Raw genomic sequence first — 19306 nt, forward strand, 5'->3', positions numbered from 1 at the left:
CTTGTCCACTTTTCCACATTATCCACAGCCAGATGTGTATAACACAAAATGAACGTATCTGCTTCATCTTCTTCATGTTGAAAGCAAAAATATAGATTCTATATATTAGGGAGTATACATATGCGGCTTTAACAGCACCTAAAACCTAAGGCTGAATTTTGTTTTTCCACATATCCACATGTAGTATATGCACAATTGTGGATAACTAAGGCTAAAGCTGTTGATTCTTAAATGGAGCAGAAACAGAAAGAGCCAGCTATGTTCCCACAGCTGGCTCTTTTATGCCTTAATATGTATAACAGGTGTATAAACCCTCTTAATCTTTACATCAAATGGAGTAATTACAGGGAAATTATTTCAGCCCGTTGCACAAACTGATTTTATCCACTTATCCACGCCTGTGTTGTGAAGTAAAGTTAATCCTCAGTCCCGCCGGGACTTTGTGTAGCGTGAAATCAATCCATCACCTTAAACTGTATACCCTGTGCCAGTGGCAATTCACGCCCATAGTTGATGGTGTTGGTCTGGCGGCGCATATATACTTTCCAGGCATCGGAGCCGGATTCGCGGCCACCTCCTGTTTCTTTCTCTCCCCCAAAAGCACCGCCTATTTCAGCACCTGAGGTACCGATGTTTACATTGGCAATCCCGCAGTCGGAGCCCCAGTGCCCCAGGAAAGTTTCTGTCTCTAGCAGGTTAGTAGAGAAAATAGCCGATGACAATCCCTGCCGCACACCATTCTGAATCTCGATGGCACTTTCCACCTCACCGCTGTACTTAATCAGGTATAGGATGGGCGCGAATGTTTCTTCCTGCACCATCTCGTAATGGTTTTCTGCTTCTACAATGGCAGGCTTCACATAGGTGCCGGTTTCATAGCCTTCCCCGCTCAGCACGTCACCTCCTGTCAGCAGTGTGCCACCCTCCTGCTGCACTTTCTCCAAAGCATTGTTGAAAGCACTTACAGCATCCTTGTCGATGAGCGGGCCAACCAGTGTGGTGCTATCCAGTGGATGGCCAATCGGCAGGTTGGGATATATCTTCAGCAGGCGCTCTTTTACCTGCTCATATCGGCTCTCATGCACGATCAGGCGGCGGGTAGAAGTGCAGCGCTGGCCGCAGGTACCAACAGCACCAAACACAATAGCGTTTAATGCCATCTCCAGGTCTGCGTTTTCGGTCAGGATAATAGCATTATTGCCCCCTAACTCCAGCAGCGACTTTCCTAAACGGGCTCCTACGGCCTCTCCTACTTTTTTACCCATGCGGGTGGATCCTGTCGCTGAAATCAGCGCCACGCGTTTGTCGTGGCTCATCAGGCTACCAATCTCTGCATCCCCAATAATAAGGTTAAAGACGCCTTCCGGTATTTCGTTTTCGGCCAGGGCATCCCGGATAATATGCTGACAGGCAATAGCCGTCAGTGGTGTCTTTTCTGAAGGCTTCCAGATAACTACATCACCACATACAGCAGCCAGCATGGTGTTCCAGCTCCAGACAGCTACCGGAAAGTTGAAAGCCGAGATAACGCCCACCACACCCAACGGGTGGTACTGCTCATACATGCGGTGCTCCGGGCGCTCAGAATGCATGGTAAAGCCATGCAACTGGCGCGACAGGCCTACCGCAAAGTCGCAGATGTCAATCATCTCCTGTACCTCACCCAGGCCTTCCTGTAGAATCTTGCCCATTTCGTAGCTCACCAGTTTACCCAATGCCTCTTTGTGCTCGCGCAGTTTGTTACCAATCTGCCGCACCACTTCGCCCCGCTTCGGAGCGGGAACTTTGCGCCATACTTTAAAAGCCTCCTGCGCTGCCTCCACCACTTTATCATAATGTTCAGGCGTGGCCATGTGCACGGTAGCAATCAGGTTGCCATCGGCCGGGGAATGGATGCTACGGGTAGTGCCGCCCTCCTGCCCACCCCAGGAAAGGCCGGTGCTGTAGGCGGGGTTCTTATCTTTTACGCCAAGCTGCTGCAGCACGTCAGCTATTTCTTTGTTTAGCGGTAACTGGTCAATTGTCTGTTTCATACGTTTTACCTGTTTTTAATGGAAAGGGGACTAAATAGCTTCTTCAGGCTTTATAAAGTGCCTTTCTAAGATTCAAAAGACAAATCATGCCCTTATACAAAGCTAAAAAATAAAAAAGCTTCTGCAAGATGCAGAAGCTTTCTGTAGGTTTAGGATATGCTGGGCTTACTCTTTCCCGATTGGGTAGTAAGCTCTCAGACCGTCAGGGTAAACACCTTCGATGTATACCACTCCACTGTCAACATTTTTCAGATGTCTTTCAACATCAGCGGGCTCTTTCACCTGGAATCTGTCGATTTTAGTTATGATGAACCCATCTTTCATACCTGTATCGCGGAACTCGCTGTCGCTTACGTCTGTGATTTTAGCACCACCCGTAATGCCCAGTTTGCTTAATTCCTGTCTGCTTACCGGCTCAAATGTAGCACCATCGAACTTAATGGGCTCTGCATTGCTACGCTTTACAAGCTCTACGCTGTTGTTCAGATTTTTCAGCGTTACGTTGGCTGTTCTCTCTTTACCGGCACGCAGGTAGTCAACCTTTACTTTATCGCCAGGGCGGTAACGGGCAATCTGCTCCAGTAATTCAGAAGACTTGCCTACTCTGGCTCCGTTGATGGCAACAATTACGTCTCCACTTTGCAGACCAGCTTCTTTGGCACCACTGTTCTCCGTTACATCATTGATGTATACACCATTCAGTGTTTTCAGATTCTGCTCTTTTGCGAAGGAAGCATCAATCTCACGGATAGAGGCACCTAACAAGGCACGCTGCACCTCTCCATACTTCAGCAGGTCGTCTACTACCTTGCTCACAATGGCAGATGGCACGGCAAAAGAATAACCGGCAAAAGAGCCTGTTTGTGAGGCAATCGCTGTGTTGATACCCACCAGGTCACCATTCAGGTTTACAAGGGCACCACCAGAGTTACCAGGGTTCACGGCAGCATCAGTCTGGATAAAGGACTCAATGGCCATATCGTTACCTCTGCGCAGGATATCGATGTTACGGCCTTTGGCACTCACGATACCAGCTGTTACAGTAGAAGTAAGGTTCATGGGGTTACCAACGGCAATTACCCATTCTCCAATCTGCAAATCATCAGAGTTCCCGTAACGTACGGTAGGGAGCTTATCAGCATCCACCTTCAACAAGGCAATGTCTGTAGTAGGGTCACTACCGACAAGCGTAGCCGTGAGACGGCGCTTATCATCCATTACTACTTCGATTTTATCGGCCTTATCAATTACGTGGTTGTTCGTTACGATGTATCCGTTTGAGGCAATGATTACGCCTGAACCGGAGCCCATCTGCGGCCCACGCGGTGCGCGCTCGCCGAAGCCGTCACCAAAGAACTCGCGTAAGAACGGGTCCATCGGGCTATTGCCACGGGCTGTGGCTCTGCCGCTATACTCCGTCATTACGTGTACTACGGCTGGCGTAGATACCTGTGCTGCTTTTATGAAATTAAGGCCTTCCGGCACAATTGCATTGCTGCTACGCATATCGCTGGTATAGCGAACGATAGGATTCTGCTGCTGCTGCTCGATTGAAACAATGCTTCCATCTTCTAACAGCTTGTAGCTACCTACCGCTACACTACCGCCCAGAACAGCTGAAAGTGCAACGCCAAGGATAAACTGCTTTGTCTTCATGTAATTAGTTTTAGTCTTTATATGTATAATATTTATATTCGCTCTAGTCTATATTGTAGATTGATAACGTTATAATAGTATACGGTAGTATATGCAAATGTGGTAGTTATCTTATCTACTTCTTACAGATAACAAAAAGGAGGCCAAATTTTTGGGCCTCCTTTTCTTTTTAGCAACCTTTTATTTCTTAAGCCGTTTTAGACTTTCCTTTCTCTGTATTTCCGTTCTCGGAGGCAGCTGTGGCTTTTCGTTCTACCTCTTTTGTTTTACTATTATTACCAGAATTAGAAGTAATGTTAATCTGTCGCTTCATAGTTTTGTGCTCATCCTTCGGTACGTTTACCAACAGCACACCATCCTGGAAGTTGGCCGTAATTTTATCAGGATTCACTTTATCAGGCAGGTAGAAGGTTCTGCTGAAGGAGCCATACTGAGTTTCCAACATATGATAGCGTCGGCCATCCTCTTTTTTCTCCAGTTTGCGCTCACCTGTAATCGTTAGCTTTCCTTCCTGAAAATCTATGTTGATATCCTCTGCTTTCACACCCGGTAACGCCAACTCTAATTCAAAGCCTTTGTCAGTTTCGCAGGCATCTACATGTGGTGTAAAGTCGGAAAAATTTCTTGTGTTTACAGACTCATTAAAGAACCTGTCTAACATCGAACTAAACGAATTCGGCATACTTTCCTGCATGCCATTGTATCTGCTCAGTGCCATTTTATACCTCCTTTTTTAGTTTAACATGGTTACAACTACGGTATAGTAAAAACTGTACCAACCATATTATCCTGCTAAATCATGTAAAAATGTCATTTTCAGCCATAAAAATAAGCTAAGTGACTGACCATTTTACAGTTAGCATACTTTTAGTAAGTAATACTGGCAGTGTTAGCGACTTTATTGATAGTATACTTCAGTTCCAGCCCCACAACCGGTGATATGCGGTTGCGCTTTGTGGTATAGCCTTCTTCTATCAATTGCTCCTCCTCATTATAAACCGGCGACACCAGGGCATAGTAATAGTTTGTCTGGCGCATGAAGTATGGCGTAAGGCGCAGCTTATCTGTTAGTTCATAGGTTATATTGATACGCAAGCGTGTACGGTCAATGCCACGCTCTTGTGTTTCCATATTTTCATCTTTGCCTAAACCAGATAGCAGCAGGGCTTCATAAGAAATGCTTGGGGTAATAAATTTACTTCTGAGTGGAAACTGCTTTCCTAACTCACCAGTCAAACGAAAACGGACGGAGGCATCCAGGTTTTCCTGGTTTACATATTCCGCCATCACCTGCTTATTAAAGAACAGGCTTTTGATACTTCCATTATGGCGCAGAAATAAAGCGCCGAAGGCAGACTTAGGATAATCTTCGGCGGCATAACGGAGCATCGCCCCGCCCCGCCAATGGTCAGTAAAGGTATGTTCATACCCTAGCGCCAGTTCTATACGCTCAAAAGTGCTTAGTGGTCCCGTCTCCCGAAGGTCGTTGTAGCGGGTATCGGTGTTGATGCGGTACTGGTTCCGGAAGAACAGTAAGCCATCCTCGCCTATACCATAATTTACCTGCAGTTCAGGCCAGATAGCGGCAGGAGCCGTTACTTTGTCCTGGGCCAGGGTGAAGAGCGGAAGCAAAACCAGCAGCAGGAATGGGTAAAGTTTCTTCATTTATTTTCGTTATAATGCTTTTCCTTCAGTGCTTCAATCATACCAAGCAGAATCTCACTTTCCCATTCATCAAATAAAATCCTTTCATTCAGCTCCGGATAGCTTTGATTGAAGATAGCAAAATAATCCTCATACTCCTTTACTCCCACTTCCTCCCAGTAAGCCAGGTGGTCCTGGTTTATAAAATAAACGCCTTCATCTGTCATTCGCACCTGCCTTATCTGAAATTCATGCGTCTGGTAAAACTCCTGGAGGTGATGGTCGATAATGCCGCGGAGGTAGTGTTCCCACATCCAGTTGACGATGCTGTTATAGGCCCTTATGTAGGCATTGTTCTTCTCGAAGTAGCTAACAAACTTAATTCTAAAGATACCGTTTTCTCTCGTTTTAACATCAATCCTGAAATCGCAGCCTACATAAAACCGGTACCATATTATCCAGTTCATGTTGAACTTGATGTCAAGAATATCCTCCCTGTCGATTTTGATTAGCCGGCCTGGTTCCAGATAGTTGGCTTCATACTCAAAATAATCAGGAGCAAGCCGGAGTGTCCGCTTTCTGTCGAACATACCTGCTGACAAATTAAAACTTAAGTTTTCAGCGTCCTCCATGGCCATGTTTTTAAGCCTTCAACTCCTGCAGTGCCACATAGGCCATCAGCCCGATACTCGTTTCGAGGGCGGCCTCATCTATATTAAAGGTAGGGGTATGCACTCCTGACACAATGCCGCGTGCCTCGTTGCGGGTGCCGAGGCGGTAGAAGCAGGCAGGAACTTCCTGGGAGTAGTAGGCAAAGTCCTCTGCTCCCATCCATAAATCCAGATCCACCACATTGTCTGCGCCCAAGTATGATTCTGCGGCGGCGCGGGCTCTCTCCGTCAGTTCCGGGTCGTTCTGCAGAAAAGGGTAGCCATTCTTGATGTCGATATCGCAGCTGCCGCCCATGCTCTCGCAGAGGCCTTCGGCCAGTTTCTTAATACGCTTGTGCGCCTCTTTCCGCCATACCTCGTTCATCGTCCGGAAGGTACCTTCTATCTTCACCTCATCCGGAATCACATTGGTTGCTCCCTTTGCCTCAATTTTACCGAAAGATAGCACCGAAGGCACTTTCGGGCTGGCATGGCGGCTCACAATCTGCTGCAGTGCCACAATAAGGTGTGAGGCTATCAGCACGGTGTCTATGTTCTGCTCGGGCATGGCTGCGTGCCCGCCTTTGCCTTTCACTGTGATGTAAATTTCGTCGGCACTCGCCATGTACATACCGGACCGGAAGCCTACTTTGCCTGCCGGCAGCATCGGGAAAACGTGCTGGCCTACTATCTTTTCAGGAGCCGGGTTCTGCAGCACGCCTTCTTTGATCATGATGGAGGCTCCGCCCGGGAATTTTTCCTCCCCTGGCTGAAAGATAAGCTTTACAGTGCCCTCAAACTCCTCCCGCAGTTCCTGCAGAATACGGGCCGCGCCCAGGAGGGAGGCCGTGTGTACATCATGGCCACAGGCATGCATGATGCCTTCGTTTCTAGATTTATAAGCCACCTCATTTGCCTCAACTATGGGCAGGGCATCTAAATCGGCGCGCAGGGCAATGGTTCTTTTCTCCGGGTTCTTTCCTTCAATCAGCGCTACCAGACCTGTTCCAGCCATCGGAGCGGGCTCTAGGCCATAGCTCTCCAGCACCTGCTTTACATAAGCGGCGGTGTTGTGCTCCTCAAACGACAGTTCAGGATTGGCGTGTATGTGTCGGCGCACCTGCACGGTGTCGGGGGCGTAGGCTTGTGCCAGTTCTTTTACTTTATCTACAGTGCTCATAAATCAATAGGCTAATGCGGGTATGTGCTGTGGTATCAAAAATAAAAAAGCGTTGCGACTATATCAGGCCGCAACGCTTTTAATAAAGTCCATTGTCTTTTGTCTAACGTCTATAGTCTGATCGCTCAGTACGACTTGTTAATGTTAATCTGTTCCTGCACTATCTGTGCGTTCGGAATAAGGTCTGATAGCTGATTGAGCACCTGTTGCGCCTCTACACGGCTAAAGAAGTCCCCTACCTTCAGGCGGAAATTAGGCTGCTGGTAGGTCAGGTAATCTTTCTCTTCCGGCACCCGTGCAATAATAGATTTCCGCAGGTCCATGACTGTCTGGCGCTCAGAGCCATTGTAGGCTAGAATGCGATAGCCTTGTGCATACTTAATGTTTTTGTTTACGCTTGCCACGGTATCCATCAGCACGGCCACTTTTTGGTTTACGTGGTTGGTGGGCTCTATACGTGCCACAGGCGCAGCGGCATCATCCATCGGATATTTAGGCCGGTACTGGCTCAGGTCTTCCGCTACTTTAACTCTTGTAGTTCCCCTGCCTGTATCTCCCGTGGCCCTGGCCGACGGAGAGGAACAGGCAGCACTGATAACGAAAGCGAGCAAAAGGAAAAGACTAACTATTCTGTTCATGGGTAACTATTTTAACGCTGGCAGAACAGCCTAACCTGTCGGCACCAGCCTTGATAAACGCTTCGGCATCGGCAAATGTTTTAATGCCTCCTGATGCTTTGATCTTGACCTGATTCGGCAGTACGCGGCGCATCAGCTTTATATCTTCCACAGACGCACCACGCGAGGCAAAGCCCGTAGAGGTTTTTACGTAATCCGCTTCTGCAGCAACGCAAATTTCACAGGCTTTCTCAATTTCCTCCGGAGATAACAGAGCTGTTTCGATGATTACTTTGAGCTCCGCTTTCTTCAGGTGGCAAAACTGGGCCAGTTCACTCAGTTCTTTTTCCACGGCTGCATACTTCCCTGATTTGAAGGCAGAGATATTCATCACCACATCAATTTCAGTAGCGCCGTCTTCTATGGCCTGGTGCGTCTCCAGCAGCTTTACCTTTTCGTGGTGGTAGCCCAGCGGAAATCCAATTACTGTCGCCACCTTCACCAGCGCGCCGGGGCCGAGGCTCTCTTTAGCCAAGGCTACATAGCATGGAGCCACACAAACAGCAGCGAAGCCATAGTTGCGTGCCTCGTTGCAAAGCTGCACCACCTGGTTGGCAGTTGCCTCGGGGCGCAGCTGGGTATGATCGATATAAGTAGCCAGTTCGTCTGCTTCCATAAAATAAGCTAAAAGAGAAAGGACATAAGAGAAAGAATTCACTTCCCTTATATCCTTTTCCTTTGTGTATGTACTTGTATGAGGCGCTTCTCTATCTTGATTCAAGACAATGATTTGCCCTATTTTTCGTCAATCAGCATGCAGCGGTTGTTCAGCAGGTCTTCCTCCACATTCTTGAACTTCACGTCTTTCAGCACGCGGCCATCGCTGTACTGCACGCTTACGCGGTCGTTACGGCCTGCTACCTTCTGAGAGTGCGCCGGCATAATTTTCTCCGGCTCCGGAGCTGGCGTTGTCGTTTGGCCAGCCTGATTCTCCAGCGATGAATGCACTTCCTGCTTCTGCTCCTGCAACACCGGTGGCTTTGGTGCCATTGGTGGCCTTATAGGCTGCTGCACCTGCTGTGGTGCCTGCACCGGAATATAGGCATGGAACAGGAACTGGATCGTTTGCTCATTTACTTTGCCAATCATGCGCTTGAACAGCTCAAACGACTCGAACTTGTAAATCAACAGCGGGTCTTTCTGTTCGTACACCGCATTCTGCACACTTTGCTTCAGGTCATCCATCTGGCGCAGGTGCTCTGTCCAGGCCTGGTCGATGGTGCCCAGCGTGATAATCTTCTCCATAGCACGGATCAGCTCCATACCATGTGACTCATACGTTTTGGTCAGGTTCGCCACAGCGGCCAGCTGGCGCTTGCCGTCTGTAAACGGCACTGCAACGTTTTCAATCATCGGTCCACGGTTCTGATGGATGTCGGAGATAATTGGGTAAGCCTGCTCACCTGTTTTCTTGTTCTTCTCCAGGTAATGGTTCAGTGCCTCGTTGTACAGGCGCTCTGCCAACTGGTTGGCCGGCACAGATTTAAACTCATCCTCTGTAATCTGGGTGTTGATACCGAACACACGGATAATATGCAGCTCGAAGTTAGCATAGTCGTTGATGTTCTTGTAACTCACCACCACGTCTTCGCTGATATCGTAGATCATGTTCCAGATATCCAGCTCCAGACGCTCACCGTACAGGGCATTGCGACGGCGCTTGTACACCACCTCACGTTGTGCGTTCATCACGTCATCGTACTCCAGCAGGCGCTTACGCTGTCCGAAGTTGTTTTCCTCCACCTTCTTCTGCGCACGCTCAATAGAGTTCGTGATCATAGAGTGCTGAATCACCTCGCCTTCTTCCAGACCCATACGGTCCATCAGGCGGGCAATACGGTCAGAGCCGAACAGGCGCATCAGGTTATCTTCCAGACTCACGAAGAACTGCGAAGAACCCGGGTCTCCCTGGCGACCGGCACGACCACGCAGCTGGCGGTCTACACGGCGGGACTCATGGCGCTCTGTACCCACAATGGCCAGACCACCGGCAGCTTTTGATTCCGGTGCCAGCTTAATGTCGGTACCACGACCTGCCATGTTTGTAGCGATTGTTACCGTTCCTGGCTTACCAGCCTCGGCTACAATCTCCGCTTCTTTCTGGTGCATCTTTGCGTTCAGTACCTGGTGCCTGATCTTGCGCATGGTCAGCATGCGGCTCAGGAGCTCTGATATTTCTACCGAAGTAGTACCTACCAGTACCGGACGGCCCTTCTCTGTCAGCTCCACGATCTCGTCGGCTACGGCATTGTATTTCTCACGGGTAGTTTTAAATACCTTGTCGTGCTCATCTTGTCTTTGAATCGGACGGTTAGTCGGAATTACCACCACATCCAGCTTATAGATATCCCAGAACTCGCCTGCTTCTGTTTCGGCTGTACCCGTCATACCACATAGCTTGTGGTACATACGGAAGTAGTTCTGCAGCGTAACAGTTGCGTAAGTCTGTGTGGCATCTTCTACCTTCACATTTTCTTTCGCCTCAATCGCCTGGTGTAATCCGTCAGAATAGCGACGGCCTTCCATTACGCGGCCTGTCTGCTCATCCACAATTTTCACCTTGTGGTCTGCTGTTACAATGTACTCTGTGTCTTTCTCGAAAAGGGTATAAGCCTTCAGCAGCTGGTTGATGGTATGCACGCGCTTTGTTTTCTCCTGATAGTCTGCTATCAGTTTTTCTTTCGCGTGCAGCTGCTCTTCCTCAGAAAGTGACTTGTTGTTTTCGATGTTGGCTATTTCTGTACCAATATCCGGCAGGATGAAAAGCTCCGGGTCTTCTCCCTGTCCGGTGATCAGGTCAATACCTTTCTCCGTCAGTTCGATTTGGTTGTGCTTTTCGTCGATGGTAAAGTACAGCGGTTCATCCGCCTCCGGCATCATGCGCGAGTTGTCCTGCAGGAAGTGGTTCTCTGTCTTCTGCAGCACGGCACGGTTACCCATTTCACTCAGATACTTAATCAAGGGCTTGCTCTTTGGCAGGCCACGGTACGCACGGAACAGGGAAAGTCCACCATCCTGTGTGTTTCCTTCTTTGATTAAGCGCTTTGCCTCTGTCAGGTAGTTATTCACGATTTTACGCTGCGCCTCCACCAGCATGGCAATGCGTGGCTTCAGTTGGTAAAACTCATGTTCATCGCCACGTGGCACCGGACCAGAGATGATCAATGGCGTACGCGCATCGTCAATCAATACGGAGTCCACCTCATCAATCATGGCGTAATGGTGCTTGCGCTGTACCAAGTCCTGCGGCTCTCTGGACATGTTGTCGCGCAGGTAGTCGAAGCCGAACTCGTTGTTGGTACCGTAAGTAATATCAGCTTTATAGGCATTGCGGCGGGCCTCAGAGTTTGGCTGGTGCTTGTCGATACAGTCGATGGACATGCCATGAAACTCAAATAAAGGCGCCATCCACTCAGAGTCACGCTTGGCCAGGTAGTCGTTTACCGTTACCACGTGCACGCCGCGTTTCGCCAGTGCATTCAGGTAGGCAGGCAAGGTAGCCACTAAGGTTTTACCTTCACCCGTCGCCATCTCTGCAATCTTGCCCTGGTGCAGCACAACACCACCTATTAGCTGTACATCATAGTGCAGCATGTCCCAGGTCACCTCACTGCCTGCGGCCAGCCATCTGTTCGCCCAGATAGCTTTGTCGCCATCAATCTGTACGTTTGGCTTGCGGGCAGCCAGTGCACGGTCCTTATCAGTAGCCGAAACGACTAGCTGTCCATTTTCTTTCCAGCGGCGGGCTGTTTCCTTCACAACAGCAAAACCAGCAGGCAGCACTTCCAACAGCACAACCTCCAGCTCTTTGTTACGCGCCTTTTCCAACTCATCAATCTCAGCGAAGATATTCTCTTTCTGGACAATGTTCAGTTCCGGCTCGTCGGCTATACGCTTGTGAAGCGCAGCAATTTTATCGTCTGTGGGCTTAAGCCGCTCATCAATAATGCCCTTGATCTCCTCCGTTCTCTGGCGAAGCTGGTCATCGGTGATATCCGCAAGCTTAAGGTATTCTTCGTTTATTTTAGATACGTAAGGTACAACCTCTTTAATATCCCTGTCGGATTTGGTTCCGAATAGTTTCGCAACGGTTTTACCGAAAAAATCAAGCATGTGTATGTATCTTCTTTAATTAAATCCTCTGTTCGTATTATCGTCAAAAATAAGCTGTTTTTCCGACATTCTTTGTGTCTTGTACTAAAACAGTACCAGAATAACAGTTGTATAGCTTTTCTGCCAAATTTTCCGCTAAAGCATATAGCTTTTGCTATACTTAAACCAGCAGCATAATAAGCTATGCCATACTAGGTAACGTGTGGCAATGTGGCAGAAGTTCGATTTTGATCGCTACAATTTTCCTACTGTTGGTTCTTTCTGACGGAGACGTTGCGCGACTTGAACGATAATTAGTATATCGTGGAATCAGGGTTGTTTAACTCAAACCTGATTTCTCCATTCTGTTCTATACCCGTTCCTACCCAGCCGGCCTTTCTGTAGAATGCTTCTGCCCGGGTACCGGGGTCTGTAGAAAGCCACAGCTTAGACTGCCCGGCATCAAAACTCCAGGTCACCATCAGGTCGTGCAATTCCCTGCCAGTCCCTTTCTTCTCAAACAGCGGGTCAACAAACAATGCCCAGATGTTTGACCGTGATAGGTCTACAATCGCGAAGCCGACCACTTCACCCTCTGCCTCACATACCCAACCAGCTCCTTTTTCCTGCAACATCTTACTACACATAGCAGGCGTAACCCGCGAAGGGTCTGACAACTGGTTTTCCAGTACCGCCATCCGCACTCTAAACATGCCTTCAATATCTCCTACTGTTGCGCGGCGAAAAACTATTCCTGACATATCAGCACAAAGATTATTTGAAACTTTTCTTACGAAAGCACCTTCTGAAACTCTACCACGTCCTGCCAGCCAGTGGGTGTTTGCAGCCAGTCTTTGCGGATACCAACTCTTTCGAAACCGGCTTTCTGAAAAAGATTGATGCTGGCCAGGTTTGTGGCCGTAACGGTGCAGTATACCTGGTGTAGCAGCAAGGTGCTCTGGCAATAGTCTAGCAACAGTTGAAGTGCCTCCGGCGCATGCCCTTTGCCCCTATGCGGAGCAGCCACCACAATGCCCAAACCTGCCCGCCTGTGCAAGGGGTCAAAATCGAAGAGGTCAATAGCCCCGGTGGCCTGGTCCTCCTGATTGCAGATAACCAGCCGTAGCTGTTTTACAGTGTAAATGTCGAGGGTGGCATTTTCGAGATACGCTTGCAGCACAAATCTCGAGTAGGGGGTGAGGCTATTGCCTACATGCCAGACAGACGTATCGTTTTCGAGGGTGTATAAAAAATCCAGATCAGTGGGTTCTAAAGCTCTGAGATATGTTTTTTCTGAACGTAGAAACACGCTGATTGGGATTTAGGGTTTACAGTTGCTGTTGTGGCTGCGCCTGCTGCAGCGGCACAGAACCTGTGAAGACTTGCTTCGCCGGCCCTACCAGGTTGATGTGTTTGATGGTATCTCCATCTTGTTTGAAGGTTACCTCCAACTCACCGCCTAAGGTTTTTACCTGCACGGGGCTCTTTAGCCCTTTCAAGCCTGCCACCAAAGCACAGGCGGTAACGCCCGTTCCGCACGAAAGTGTTTCATCTTCCACACCGCGCTCATAGGTGCGCACAAATATTTCATCCTCTGAAATCCGCTGTACAAAGTTCACGTTTGTGCCCTCTGCTGCAAAGCGCTCGTTGTAGCGGACGGCACGGCCTTCTGCATACACGTCCAGATCCTGCACGTTATCGACAAAGCGTACATAGTGCGGAGAACCGGTGTTCAGGTAAAAATCTGCTCCAATCTGCTCTATCTGCTGCACGTCATTCATCTTTAGCTGGATGAGGTCACGCTCCACGCTGGCCTGATGCTCTCCATCGGCGGCCAGGAAACAAGCCACGTCTTCTATCACGCCCAATTGCCTTGCAAAACGCACCGTGCAGCGCGCGCCATTCCCGCACATGGAGCCTAAGCGGCCGTCGGCGTTGTAGTACACCATCTCAAAGTCGTAGTCCGGATGGTCCTGCAGCAGAATTAATCCATCTGCCCCAACGCCGGTGCGTCTGTCACAAATTTGCTTTACAAACGTTTCATCGTCTGTAGGAAAAGAATGTTTACGATTATCGACCATCACGAAGTCGTTCCCCGTGCCCTGGTACTTATAAAAGGTTATTGCCATATCAGTGTAACAAAAAAATAGGCGACTGCGTGCACCTTTTAAGGTTCGGTGGATACGAGAGCCTGCTTAAACGTCATCCTTTGCGCTGCAAATTGCCCATAAAGGAACCTGTCATCACAGTTTTCTCACTCCATAGCGCTGCTATGAAGCTCTAAAACCGTTTCGCCAGAACCCTTTCTGAGCAATTTTCGCTTACAAAAACGAAATTTAAACAGGCTCTTAAGTACTTTTGCCTCTACCTCTAACCGGCACACAGCCAGAAATTAACGACAAAGATATGTATTCCTTTCTTACAACAGAAAACTGGGATGATTATGAATTGGTAGATTCCGGAAATTTCGAGAAACTGGAACGCTTTGGCCAATATTATGTGGCGCGCCCTGAGCCTCAGGCCATTTGGGACAAGCACCTTCCAGAGCAGGAGTGGCAGCGAATGGCCAATGCTGTATTTACCCGCGACAAAAACAGCACCGAAAAGGGCCAGTGGCAGCTGAAGAAAGGAATGCCCGAGCAGTGGTACATCAACTATAACTACAACGACCTGAAACTGCGCTTTCGTTTAGGATTATCCTCTTTTAAACATGTGGGCCTGTTTCCGGAGCAGGACAGCAACTGGAAATTTATTTATGATACTACCCGAAGATTGCAGACGCCGCAGCCAAAGGTGCTGAACATGTTTGCCTATACAGGTGCCGCCACACTCGCCGCCAAAGCTGCCGGAGCCGACGTAACGCACCTCGATTCGGTGAAGCAGGTAAACTTCTGGGCCCGCGACAACATGGAAGCCAGCAACCTCGACAACGTGCGCTGGATTGTGGAAGACGCCATGAAGTATGCCCGCCGGGAGGTAAAGCGCGGCAACACCTACAACGGCATCATCCTGGACCCTCCCTCCTATGGCCGCGGCCCGAACGGCGAAAAATGGCAGCTGGAAAACGAGCTGAACGAGATGGTGAAGCTGTGCCGCGAACTGCTGGACAAAACGGATTTTTTCCTGCTCATTAACCTCTACTCCATCGGCTTCTCCGCCATGATTCTGGATAACCTGATGCGGGAGACATTCGGAGAGCAGGTGCAGAACGAAGAACTGGGGGAGCTATACCTGCACGATAACGGCAACAGGAGATTGCCGTTAGGGACGTTTTTTAGGTTTAGTTCGGTGGGGAGGTAATATATTCTGTGGCTATCTCTTCTAGTACTTTCCTGCTTTGCGCAGCCAATACAACACTTCCTCCCCTTCCGGCACTTCAGCACAGTGGCTTTGCCAGTACCGCTGGTGGCTCCTGTAATCACCATTACCTGATTTGTCTTGTTTCTTTTCTTAATAGCTTACACCATTCCGATAAATGCCTATACCACATTTCTCTTGCTAAAAAAGCCATGCAGGGTTAAGCTTGAACAAGGCTGCGCAGCCGTCGCCTTCCTCTTCCCGACTCTGCGTTTTTAGCTTCTTCCACAATTCAGCCTTTACGGCTTTTAATAAGAACCACCACCTGCTGAGCCCGTAATATAAGTCACTTAACAGCAAATTAGTAGATGTTTTTTATTTTAAAGAATTGATATGTCAAAAGGTTCAAGAAGTATAGCAGCAGAATTGATAAAAGGTGCCATCGCAGGAGCAGCTTCCGTGTGGGTAATGGATAGGATTACCTGGTACATGTACAAGAATGAAGACCCCAAAGCATATTTGAAAGAGAAAAAAGCACAAGTGCACGGAAAGTATGTGGCAGACGTGGCAGTTGACAAAGCACTTGAGGCAACCGGAGCAGATCTTACTGACAGGCAGCGTTGGATGGCAGGAAGGGGCGTGCACTATTTTCTGGGGATGGCACCGGGGATGCTTTACGCCGCATTACGGCACAAGGTAAAGGGACTGGACGCAGGAGGAGGGTCTCTATACGGGTTTGGCCTTTTTGTAGTGATGGATGAGTTAGTAGCACCGGTGACAGGTCTGTCCTCAGGGCCTATGGCTTACCCATGGCAGGCGCACGCCAGGGGCTTGGCTGGCCACCTTGCAGTAGGAATGGTTACTGATGGTATGCTGAGAATGCTGGATAAAGCATTACCAGAATAACCTGTTACTGTCCGTTCCCCTCCTTGTTGAGAAGGCATACAGGTTCAGGAATACGAAGAGCCTCTATTTTGTTAAAGAACAAAATGAGAAACAAAGAAGCCTGGGGCCACTACCCAGGCTTCTTTTATGGGTTTGCCAGCATCGTTTTATTGAAAAGCAGCGATGATAAAAGCAGACTACCCATTTAACTATTGACATCATAGGTAGCGTACTATCAAGTGAAAGGGGGCCTTTGCCGTTGGAGTGGAGCTAATGGAAAGGTTTACCTGATAGCAATAGCAGCACGTGCTACCTCTTTTTTGTGCCCGTAGCACTTTAACTTCATCACGTTGATTGTATACCTTTGGGATTCCGCTAAATAACTCATTAGCGGAGACTTCGTACGGAAGTCAATACAGGTAATTTATCCTTTCCTGAGATAGGGCATTTACGCGCCTCACTTGAATTAAAGTATCATCTACTTGCTTCCGTACATCAATTTTGTTTGCCAATTGATACCAAGAGAGTATATAAACCTAACGCTACTTTGAAACCATTACTCCCCGTCTTTATGAAAAAATGCTTCGCACTTATAGACATGGGCACCAACACTTTTCACCTGCTAATTACAGAGGTAGATGAAGGTGGCCAACAGCATGACTTCGTGAAAACGAAGGTGCCGGTACGTTTAGGGCAGGGCGGCATCAGCAACGGAGCTATTGCGCCGGAAGCCTATGAGCGCGCTATCCGGACGCTAAAGGATTTCAGAAGGCAGGTTGATGAGCATGAGGTGGAGACAGTAAGGGCAATGGCAACGAGCATGGTGCGGAATGCCTCGAATGGCGATGACTTCATCAAGGATATTTTTAAGTGGACCGACATACAGGTGGAGGTAATTGACGGAGACAAGGAGGCCGAGTTCATTTACTATGGAGTGCGATCAGCCGGTGTATTGGATGAGCAAACGTCGCTGGTGATGGACATTGGCGGTGGCAGTGTGGAGTTCATTATCTGCAATAAGCAGGAGATTTTCTGGAAACGCAGCTTTGAAATCGGGGCGCAGCGCCTGATGGACCAGTTCTTCAAGCAAGACCCCATTGCACCGGAAAATGCCGAAGCAGAGAAAGTGTATCTAAGAGAAAAGCTACAGCCACTTACTGAAGCTGTGGCGCAATACAAGCCGAAGGTTTTAGTAGGTTCTTCCGGTACCTTCGATACGCTGTGTGACATTGATGCGCAAAGCAAAGGCGACTCCAGCCGACAGCAAAACCAACCAGCCGCCTCTGTGCTGCCTATAGACGACTTTTACCAGATACACCACGACCTGCTGCGCAAGAACCATGAAGAGCGTCTGGCTATACCGGGTATGCTGGAGATGCGCGTGGACATGATTGTGCTGGCTAGCATCGCTGTTGACTTTGTATTGGAGGCTTATAACCTGCAGGAAATCCGGGTTTCTGCTTATGCGCTGAAGGAAGGGGTACTGCAAAAGGTTCTGGAGGACGAGCGAGTATAGACTGGTGCATGAAGTATAGACTTTCTCCGTTACAGTTACCATCCAGGAGGTAGAAGTAAGGCATTCGTTCTATAATTTGTTAATTTGCCGCCTCTATCAGAGAACAACCCTTTATGCATTCATACAGACAACTTTTCGATTTTACACAAGATGTTTTTCTGCACATAGGCTGTCCGCCCAATGACGCCAAGTTAGCTGCCGAGGTACTTTTAGAAGCTGATTTACGTGGTGTGGATTCTCATGGCGTGGCCCGTTTAAGCGGCTATGTGCGCCTGTGGGAAGCTGGCCGCATCAATCCAAAGCCAAACATGCGCATTGTGCACGAAACACCCAGCACCGCTACTGTGGACGGTGACGGCGGCTTAGGCCTGGTGATTGCCCCAAAGGCCATGGACATCGCTATCGACAAAGCAGCCAAGGTAGGCACAGGCTGGGTATCAGTGAAAAATTCGAACCACTTTGGTATTGCAGGCTATCATGCCATGGAAGCATTATCATCCGACATGATCGGTATTGCCATGACGAATGCTTCGCCACTGGTGGCCCCGACTTTCTCTACTGACCGTATGCTGGGTACGAACCCGATTGCGGTAGCCATTCCGACTAAAAACCAGCCCCCGTTTGTCGCAGACTTTGCCACTGCCTCCGCTGCCAATGGCAAGCTGGAGATATTACAGCGGAAAGAGAAAAAGGCACCCGTAGGCTGGATTCAGACAAAAGAGGGAGATCGCTCTACCAATGCCAATGAACTGAAGGACGGTGGTGCCTTGCTGCCATTGGGCAGCGACAAAGTACACGGAAGCCATAAAGGCTATGCTCTTGCTTCTATTGTGGATATCTTTTCTGCCGTGCTTTCAGGTGCTAATTATGGCCCTTGGGTACCTCCGTTTGTGAGCTTTCTGCCAGTAGCTGAGAACCTGGTTGGAGAGGGCATCGGTCATTTCCTGGGTGCCATGCGTGTAGATGCTTTCCGTCCGGCCGACGAGTTTAAAGCGCATATGGATAACTGGATTGAAACTTTCCGTAAAGCAAAAGTAAAGAAAGGCCAGAAGGCAGTGCTGATTCCGGGAGACCCGGAGCGCGAGATGACGGAGAAGCGCCTGAAGAAAGGAATTCCGCTGCTGCCACCTGTTGCGCGTGACCTGGAGGAACTGGGTAAGCGCTTCGGCATTAAATTATGAAAGATATGGCAGAAACCTCTACAGCAAGGTTCTTTAAAGGCATTGGCGTAGGCTCCGGAAGCAGAAGTATCCTGATGATGGTGATCGCTTGGGCTCTGAACGTGCTGTGGCTTGGGCTGAACTACTTCTGGCGGTTTGCATCTGTAGAGGTTTTGCTGGCCATCCCTATCCTGCTGCTGCTTTACGCACTAATAGCCTTACTGGCTTATACTTATTGGGGGGTGCGGGAAGTGCGGGAACAGGATGCGCCGTATGCCAATGTGATGGTGGGGGTGATTGTGGCGGTAACACTGTTATACTTCAATTATAACTTGTTGGAGTTTGTGTTGGGGGTGTTAAACTGAAAAAAGACACAAGTATCAAGACACAAGGCTTTTTGTTTGAGTATTATGTATGAGATGTTGCCCTAGAAGTAATTACAATAGATACACTTAATAAAGCAAAAAGCGCTGACAGAAACCTGCCAGCGCTTTCATTTTTATAGCTATATGTGTT

17 protein-coding genes are annotated in these 19306 nt (G+C 48.8%); 5 read left to right on the top strand and 12 right to left on the bottom strand.

Annotation, left to right across the window (positions count from 1 at the left end; translation table 11 throughout):
- Positions 1 to 455 precede the first annotated feature (455 nt).
- The 12 genes from amaB to dapF form a co-directional block, all read right to left on the bottom strand.
- Positions 456 to 2033 carry an L-piperidine-6-carboxylate dehydrogenase gene (gene amaB, locus DXT99_RS10940; RefSeq protein ID WP_115565590.1) on the bottom strand — a complete coding sequence of 526 codons (1578 nt, stop codon included), beginning with the start codon at positions 2031 to 2033 and terminating at the stop codon, positions 456 to 458.
- 165 nt (positions 2034 to 2198) lie between these two features.
- On the bottom strand, positions 2199 to 3689 hold the full coding sequence (locus tag DXT99_RS10945) for a Do family serine endopeptidase (RefSeq protein WP_115565591.1): 1491 nt from the start codon (positions 3687 to 3689) through the stop codon (positions 2199 to 2201).
- Positions 3690 to 3876: 187 nt separating this feature from the next.
- Positions 3877 to 4407, bottom strand: a complete 531-nt coding sequence (locus DXT99_RS10950; protein WP_115565592.1) for an Hsp20/alpha crystallin family protein — start codon at positions 4405 to 4407, stop codon at positions 3877 to 3879.
- Positions 4408 to 4556: 149 nt separating this feature from the next.
- Positions 4557 to 5354: a DUF2490 domain-containing protein gene (locus tag DXT99_RS10955; protein WP_115565593.1), complete on the bottom strand. Its 798-nt coding sequence runs from the start codon at positions 5352 to 5354 to the stop codon at positions 4557 to 4559.
- The gene (locus DXT99_RS10960; protein WP_147294202.1) at positions 5351 to 5965 is read right to left on the bottom strand and encodes a hypothetical protein; all 615 of its coding nucleotides are present in this window, start codon (positions 5963 to 5965) and stop codon (positions 5351 to 5353) included. Before DXT99_RS10960 ends, DXT99_RS10955 begins: the two co-directional genes overlap by 4 nt.
- 10 nt (positions 5966 to 5975) lie before the next feature.
- Complete coding sequence (locus DXT99_RS10965; protein WP_115565595.1) at positions 5976 to 7163, bottom strand: M20 metallopeptidase family protein; 1188 nt, start codon at positions 7161 to 7163, stop codon at positions 5976 to 5978.
- A 125-nt stretch (positions 7164 to 7288) separates the two neighbouring features.
- On the bottom strand, positions 7289 to 7801 hold the full coding sequence (locus tag DXT99_RS10970) for a sporulation protein (protein ID WP_115565596.1): 513 nt from the start codon (positions 7799 to 7801) through the stop codon (positions 7289 to 7291).
- Positions 7785 to 8456, bottom strand: a complete 672-nt coding sequence (deoC, locus tag DXT99_RS10975) for a deoxyribose-phosphate aldolase (protein WP_115565597.1) — start codon at positions 8454 to 8456, stop codon at positions 7785 to 7787. Before deoC ends, DXT99_RS10970 begins: the two co-directional genes overlap by 17 nt.
- A 119-nt stretch (positions 8457 to 8575) precedes the next feature.
- Complete coding sequence (secA, locus tag DXT99_RS10980; RefSeq protein ID WP_115565598.1) at positions 8576 to 11953, bottom strand: preprotein translocase subunit SecA; 3378 nt, start codon at positions 11951 to 11953, stop codon at positions 8576 to 8578.
- A 293-nt stretch (positions 11954 to 12246) separates the two neighbouring features.
- The gene (locus DXT99_RS10985) at positions 12247 to 12693 is read right to left on the bottom strand and encodes a GNAT family N-acetyltransferase (protein ID WP_115565599.1); all 447 of its coding nucleotides are present in this window, start codon (positions 12691 to 12693) and stop codon (positions 12247 to 12249) included.
- Positions 12694 to 12722: 29 nt separating this feature from the next.
- A complete protein-coding gene (locus DXT99_RS10990) occupies positions 12723 to 13241 on the bottom strand; it encodes a GNAT family N-acetyltransferase (RefSeq protein ID WP_115565600.1) in 519 nt (172 codons plus the stop codon).
- A gap of 19 nt (positions 13242 to 13260) precedes the next feature.
- Positions 13261 to 14061 carry a diaminopimelate epimerase gene (gene dapF / locus DXT99_RS10995; protein WP_115565601.1) on the bottom strand — a complete coding sequence of 267 codons (801 nt, stop codon included), beginning with the start codon at positions 14059 to 14061 and terminating at the stop codon, positions 13261 to 13263.
- 277 nt (positions 14062 to 14338) lie between these two features.
- On the opposite strand from dapF, the gene DXT99_RS11000 reads away from it, so the two are divergent.
- The 5 genes from DXT99_RS11000 to DXT99_RS11020 all read left to right on the top strand — a co-directional run bounded on the left by DXT99_RS11000 (position 14339) and on the right by DXT99_RS11020 (position 19155).
- A complete protein-coding gene (locus DXT99_RS11000; RefSeq protein WP_115565682.1) occupies positions 14339 to 15232 on the top strand; it encodes a class I SAM-dependent methyltransferase in 894 nt (297 codons plus the stop codon).
- Positions 15233 to 15622: 390 nt separating this feature from the next.
- Complete coding sequence (locus tag DXT99_RS11005; protein ID WP_115565602.1) at positions 15623 to 16135, top strand: DUF1440 domain-containing protein; 513 nt, start codon at positions 15623 to 15625, stop codon at positions 16133 to 16135.
- A 550-nt stretch (positions 16136 to 16685) separates the two neighbouring features.
- Entirely contained in the window at positions 16686 to 17630 is a 945-nt protein-coding gene (locus DXT99_RS11010; protein ID WP_115565603.1) for a Ppx/GppA phosphatase family protein, read from the top strand.
- A gap of 113 nt (positions 17631 to 17743) precedes the next feature.
- The gene (locus DXT99_RS11015; protein ID WP_115565604.1) at positions 17744 to 18811 is read left to right on the top strand and encodes an Ldh family oxidoreductase; all 1068 of its coding nucleotides are present in this window, start codon (positions 17744 to 17746) and stop codon (positions 18809 to 18811) included.
- A 5-nt stretch (positions 18812 to 18816) separates the two neighbouring features.
- Complete coding sequence (locus tag DXT99_RS11020) at positions 18817 to 19155, top strand: hypothetical protein (protein ID WP_115565683.1); 339 nt, start codon at positions 18817 to 18819, stop codon at positions 19153 to 19155.
- Positions 19156 to 19306 lie beyond the last annotated feature (151 nt).

The sequence above is a fragment of the Pontibacter diazotrophicus genome (assembly GCF_003367245.1).
Taxonomy (GTDB): Bacteria; Bacteroidota; Bacteroidia; order Cytophagales; family Hymenobacteraceae; genus Pontibacter; species Pontibacter diazotrophicus.